The following is a 5,357-nucleotide window of genomic DNA, read 5'->3' on the forward strand; positions in this document are numbered from 1 at the left end:
CCACGCAATAGTCATGGTCCTCCCAGCCGGTGAAGCGGCGCGGATCGCAAGACCACATGTCCCATTCCGTCGCGCCTTCGGTCACCCATTCGGCCAGAACCTTGCCCGCGCCCCCCGCCTGACAGATGCCAAAGGTAAAGACGCAAGCCTCAAAGGCATTGGGCACCCCAGGCATCGGCCCGATCAGCGGGTTGCCATCCGGGGTATAGGGGATCGGCCCGTTGATCACCTTTTGCAGCTTGGCCTGCCCCAGCAAGGGCACCCGCGCCATGGCGTCCTCGATATGCCATTCCAGCCGCTCCAGATCGTCGGGGAACAGCTGAAAGCTGAAATCCTCCGGCATCGGATCATCGGGCGTGGCCCAATGCGCCCGGCAGGGGTTCTCGTAAGGCCCGAGATTGAAACCATATTTTTCCTGCCGCAGGTAATAGCTGCTGTCCACGTCGCGCAAAAGCGGCAGCTTCGCGCCCTCGGCCTTCGACCAGGCCTCCAGCTCGGGGATCGTGTCAAACAGCAGATATTGATGGCTCATCACCATCATCGGCACCCGGCGGCCAAACATCCGGCCCACCTCTGCGGCATAGTATCCGCCCGCATTCACCACATAGTCGCAGCGCACTTCGCCCTTGGGCGTGGTCAGCACCCAATCGCCCGCCTCGCGCCGCGCCGATGTCACCGGGCAGAACCGCTCGATCCGCGCGCCCATGCTGCGCGCGCCCTTGGCCAGTGCCTGCGTCAACTGCGCCGGATCAATATCACCATCGTAAGGATCGTAAAGACCGCCCGCGAGATCGTGTGTTTCCAGAAACGGATAACTCCCCCGCAGCTCCTCGGGCGAGAGGATCTCCAGATCCATGCCCTGATACCGCCCCATGCCGACCACGCGCTGAAATTCCAGCATCCGCTCCGCCCCATGCCCCAGCCGGACCGAGCCGGTAACATGGTAATTCATCGGATAATCGACCTCCGCCCCCAGCCGCCGATACAGTTCCGCCGAATAGCGCTGCATGTTCATGATCGACCAGCTGGAAGAAAACGTCGGCACATTGCCCGCCGCGTGCCAGGTCGACCCCGCCGTCAGCTCGTTCTTCTCCAGCAGCAGGCAATCCGTCCAGCCCGCCTTGGCCAGATGATAGAGGCAAGAGGCCCCCACCGCCCCGCCCCCGATAATCACCACCCGCGCGCTTGTCGGAAATTCGGCCATGCTGCCCCCCTGCTTTGCGCCAGACTATCAGGCCGCGCCTGGCTTTCAATTCGGCCAGAGCCGCGCTATTGATCGGAAAAACCGATCAGAGGCCGCCATGCAGATCGAACTTCTGGAAACCTTCCTCGACCTGTGCGAGACCCGCAGCTTCAACCGCACCGCCGAACGGCTGAGCCTCACGCAAAGCACCGTGTCGGCCCGCATCGCCAGCCTCGAAGCCGCCCTTGGCGCGCGGCTTTTCGATCGGTCGCGCGCGGGCACCGATCTGACGGTGGAGGGCGCGCGCTTCGAGGCCCATGCCCGCAGCCTGCGCCATGAATGGAACGAGGCCCGCCGCCGCATCCAGCAGCCCGGCACCAGCGCCGATCTGGTGCGGCTGGCGATCCAGAACGACCTGGCCGCCCAGCATATCGGCGACTGGATGGCCGATTTCCGCCGCGCCTTCCCGCAAACCGCCTTCTATATCGAACCCGATTATTCCAACCAGATGTGCGCCGATCTGCTGACCGGCACGCAGGATTTTGCGGTGATGTTCTCGCCCAAGCCGCATCCTGATCTGCATTTTGAAAGCGTGGGCGATGTGCCCTATCGCATGGTTTCCTCCGAGACCGGCACCCTCGATCAGGTCGTGCCCGAGACCTTCGTCTTCGCGCATTTCTCGCCCGCCTTTGAGGCGATGCACCGCGCCACCACCCCGCATCTGACCGCCAGCCCGGTCTCGGTCGGGCAAAGCGCCACGGTCGCAGCCCTGCTCACCAGCATGGGCGGCGCGGGCTATGTGATGGAGAAAACCGCCGAAAACCTGATCGCCTTGGGCCGCTTCCGCGCCGTCGAAGACGCCCCGGTGCTGCGCCAACCGGTCTATGCCGCGATGCATCTGCGCCACCGCATCACGCCGCTGCACCGCCGTCTGACCCGCATCATCCGCCGCCGCATGGCGGGGCAGGTCTGAACCCGCCCTTCATCTTGGTCAAAATATCCTGGGGGGAGCCGCAGGCGGGGGGCAAAGCCCCCCATCCGCGCTGCCCGCTCAGCCCGCGACCGGCCTCAGCCCTGCGCGAAACCGCGCCGCATTGGCCCGGTAGCCCGCCGCAGATTGCAGCAACCGCGCCTGCGCGGCCGCATCCAGCTGCCGCACGACCTTGCCCGGCGCGCCCATCACCAGGCTGAAATCAGGGATTTCCTTGCCCTCGGTGATCAGCGCGCCCGCCCCGATCAGGCAGCCTTTGCCGATCCTCGCGCCATTCAGCACCGTGGCCCCCATCCCGATCAGCGACCCCGCGCCGATCACACAGCCATGTAGCATCGCCTTGTGGCCAATGGTGCAATCGGGGCCGATCACCAGCGGATAGCCCATATCCGTATGCAGCACGCAGTTTTCCTGCACGTTGGACCCCGCGCCAACCCGGATTTCCTCATTATCCCCGCGCAGGGTGCAGCCGAACCAGATGCTCGCCTGCGCCTCTAGCACCACGCGACCGATCAGATTGGCATCGGGGGCCACCCAGGCCTCCGGGGCGATCTGCGGCGCGATTCCGTCCAGTGCATAGATCATCGCGCCTCCCCCTCTCGGGTCAGGCCGCGCACGAAATCCGACAGGCCGGGCTGACGGTCGCGGCGCATGCGCTCAGCCTTGAGGATGGTCAGCAATTCCTCGAATGCCTGATCTATGTCCGTGTTCACAATGACATAATCATATTCGCCCCAATGGCTGATCTCATCGCGGCTTTTGGCCATGCGGCCCGCGATCACCTCGTCGCTGTCCTGCGCACGGCCCCGCAGCCGGGCCTCCAGCTCGGCGATCGAGGGCGGCAGCACGAAGATCGAGACCACATCGCGCCCCAGCGAGGAGTTGCGGATTTGCTGGCCGCCCTGCCAGTCGATGTCGAACAGCGTGTCGCGCCCCTCGGCCATGGCCTGTTGCACCGGCCCCTTGGGCGAGCCGTAAAGATTGCCGAAGACCTCGGCATGTTCCAGCATCTCGCCCGCCGCCACCATCGCCTCGAATTCGGGCCGCGATTTGAAGTAATATTCGCGCCCGTCCTGCTCCCCGGGGCGCGGGGCGCGGGTGGTGGCCGAAACGCTGAAGCGCAGCGTGTCGTCCCAGGCCATCAGGCGCTTGGCGAGGGTGGATTTCCCGGCCCCCGAGGGCGAGGAGAGGATCAGCAGCAGGCCCTTGCGGGGGGCGGTGAGGGTCATGGTCATTCCACGTTTTGCACTTGTTCGCGCATCTGGTCGATCACGGTCTTGAGGTCAAGCCCGATGCGGGTCAGGGCGATGTCTTGCGCCTTGGAACACAGGGTATTGGCTTCGCGCATGAATTCCTGCATCAGGAAATCGAACTTGCGGCCCACGCTGCCGGTCTCGGCCAGCAGCGCGCGGGCGGCGGCCAGATGGGCGCGCAGCCGGTCCAGCTCCTCGGTCACATCGGTTTTCACGGCAATCAGCGCCAGTTCCTGCGCCAGCCGCGCCGGATCGGCCTGATCCTGCGCCGCCATCAGCCGGGCCATCGCCTCGCGCAAGCTGTCCAACTGGCTGGCCTTGCGCGCCTCGGTCTGCACGGCCGCCGCCTCGGTCAGCCGGGCGATTTCGTCCAGTTGGCCCGCGATCACCGTTTGCAGCGCGGCCCCCTCGGCGGCGCGCATGGCGGTGAACTCGGCCAGCAGCCCCGGCAGATCGGCCAGAATGGCCGCGCGCAGTGGCGCGGTATCCTCTTCTGCCGCGCCCGCCTCGACCACGCCGCGGAAGGTCAGCACATCGGCGGGCGAGGGCTGGGCCAGCGTCACGCCCACCTCCATCGACACCGCCTCCACCTGCGCCAGCGCGGCCAGCACCGCGCGCAAGCTGGCCGGGTTCAGCCGCAGCGCCTCGGCCTCGGGGGCGTCGCGCGTCACCCGCAGGGTCAGGCTCACATTGCCCCGGCTCATGGCGCGGCTGATCTCGCCGCGCAGCGCCAGTTCCAGCCCGTCGATCCAGTCGGGCACCCGCAGCCGCAGGTCGAGGCCCTTGCCGTTCACGCTGCGCATGTCCCAGACCCAGGCGGCCCCCGCCCCCTGCCCGCGCCCGGCGGCAAAGCCGGTCATTGAAATGGTCATCGCCTGTCCTTCTGCTCGGTTCCCGGGCCGTGGCGGGTGTTTACCAATCGTTCAGAATCTCCCTGCAATTCGAGACGAACTGCGCTAGATTAAGCTCATGTAAACCAGTCCGGACCGCGACCTGATCGCCTGGCCCCGCTTATGCCGCGCCCCCAGCTTTGGCGGCGACATTGGCGGATAATCGGCGTGCTGGCAACGGCCAAGCCGGACAGAGATTTCACGACGACCCCGCAGGGGACCTCGCAGGAGGGGCAAGATCATGGCACTGACCTTTTTCGGCAGACGGAAAAGCGGCACCAGCACGCCGGGCGGCCCCACGGACGGCGGCGACGATCCGGCAAGCCGCCAGATGCGCGCCATGCTGGCCGAGGTGCGCGCCTATTGGGAGGGGCTGCGCGACGGCCCGGCCCTGCCGCGCCGCGACCAGATCGACCCGCGCGGCTTGCGCGGCGCGCTGCAAGGCACCTTCCTTCTGGAGCGGATTGCGCCCGGTGTCGGGCGGCTGCGCATTGCGGGCATGAATTTCGCCGATCTTCTGGGAATGGACGGGCGCGGCATGCCGCTCTCGGCGCTGTTCGATCCGATGTCGCGCAACCGGCTGGGCACGCTGCTGGATGCCTGCTTTCTGCGCCCCGCCACGCTGGAGCTGACGCTTGGCTGCGAAACCGGGCTTGGCCGTCCGGCGCTTTCGGCGCGGATGATCCTGCTGCCGGTGGCCTGCGATGACGGGCGCGGCGAGATGGCGCTTGGCTGTCTGGCCCTGTCGGGGCAGATCGGGCGGCAACCGCGCCGGCTGGGGATCGAGGCGGCCAGTTGCACCCCGATCGCTTTGCCCCGGCTGGCGGCGCTGCACCCGGTGCAGGATCTGGCCCGGCTGGCCCGGATGCCGCATCCCCTGCCCGAACAGGCGCTGCCCTCGGATGGCCCGCAGCCCAGCTATGCCGTCAAGCCCTCGGCCAAGGCGCGCAGCTATCTCAAGCTGGTGGATCTGGGGCGCTGAGCCTCTTCAGCGCGGCTGCGGATTGGCCATCGGGTTCGACCAGGCCCGCTTGCCCGCC

At 66.9% G+C, this 5,357-nt stretch carries 6 protein-coding genes; 2 read left to right on the forward strand and 4 right to left on the reverse strand.

The genetic code is table 11. The features are described 5' to 3' along the window. Window positions 1-1,204, reverse strand: a 1,204-nt coding sequence (locus JNN06_RS15860) for an FAD-binding oxidoreductase (RefSeq protein WP_291240564.1), incomplete at its 3' end; no start/stop codon positions are given. Window positions 1,205-1,301: 97 nt separating this feature from the next. Between JNN06_RS15860 and JNN06_RS15865 the strand changes: the two genes are divergently transcribed. Continuing rightward, the gene (locus tag JNN06_RS15865) at window positions 1,302-2,156 is read left to right on the forward strand and encodes a LysR family transcriptional regulator (RefSeq protein ID WP_291240565.1); all 855 of its coding nucleotides are present in this window, start codon (window positions 1,302-1,304) and stop codon (window positions 2,154-2,156) included. A gap of 78 nt (window positions 2,157-2,234) precedes the next feature. Here JNN06_RS15865 and JNN06_RS15870 read toward each other — a convergent pair whose 3' ends face one another. Genes JNN06_RS15870 through JNN06_RS15880 form a run of 3 tightly spaced genes read right to left on the reverse strand, consistent with a single transcriptional unit; the run spans window position 2,235 to window position 4,299 of the window. Further along, window positions 2,235-2,759 carry a gamma carbonic anhydrase family protein gene (locus JNN06_RS15870; RefSeq protein ID WP_291240566.1) on the reverse strand — a complete coding sequence of 175 codons (525 nt, stop codon included), beginning with the start codon at window positions 2,757-2,759 and terminating at the stop codon, window positions 2,235-2,237. Beyond that, on the reverse strand, window positions 2,756-3,403 hold the full coding sequence (gene gmk, locus JNN06_RS15875) for a guanylate kinase (protein ID WP_291240569.1): 648 nt from the start codon (window positions 3,401-3,403) through the stop codon (window positions 2,756-2,758). Before gmk ends, JNN06_RS15870 begins: the two co-directional genes overlap by 4 nt. Before the next feature lie 2 nt (window positions 3,404-3,405). Then, window positions 3,406-4,299 (reverse strand): YicC/YloC family endoribonuclease, encoded by an 894-nt coding sequence (locus tag JNN06_RS15880; RefSeq protein WP_291240567.1) that lies wholly within the window; start codon window positions 4,297-4,299, stop codon window positions 3,406-3,408. Window positions 4,300-4,558: 259 nt separating this feature from the next. Between JNN06_RS15880 and JNN06_RS15885 the strand changes: the two genes are divergently transcribed. Beyond that, window positions 4,559-5,299 carry a PAS domain-containing protein gene (locus tag JNN06_RS15885; protein WP_291240568.1) on the forward strand — a complete coding sequence of 247 codons (741 nt, stop codon included), beginning with the start codon at window positions 4,559-4,561 and terminating at the stop codon, window positions 5,297-5,299. The last annotated feature ends 58 nt before the right edge of the window (window positions 5,300-5,357 follow it).

This window comes from Gemmobacter sp. (genome assembly GCF_016792925.1).
Classification (GTDB): Bacteria; Pseudomonadota; Alphaproteobacteria; order Rhodobacterales; family Rhodobacteraceae; genus Gemmobacter.

Excerpts from the sequence above, each read along its gene's own strand:
- JNN06_RS15865 (WP_291240565.1), top strand. The coding sequence starts at position 1,302 with ATGCAGATCGAACTTCTGGAAACCTTCCTCGACCTGTGCGAGACCCGC.
- JNN06_RS15870 (WP_291240566.1), bottom strand. The coding sequence starts at position 2,759 with ATGATCTATGCACTGGACGGAATCGCGCCGCAGATCGCCCCGGAGGCC.
- gmk (WP_291240569.1), bottom strand. The coding sequence starts at position 3,403 with ATGACCCTCACCGCCCCCCGCAAGGGCCTGCTGCTGATCCTCTCCTCG.
- JNN06_RS15880 (WP_291240567.1), bottom strand. The coding sequence starts at position 4,299 with ATGACCATTTCAATGACCGGCTTTGCCGCCGGGCGCGGGCAGGGGGCG.
- JNN06_RS15885 (WP_291240568.1), top strand. The coding sequence starts at position 4,559 with ATGGCACTGACCTTTTTCGGCAGACGGAAAAGCGGCACCAGCACGCCG.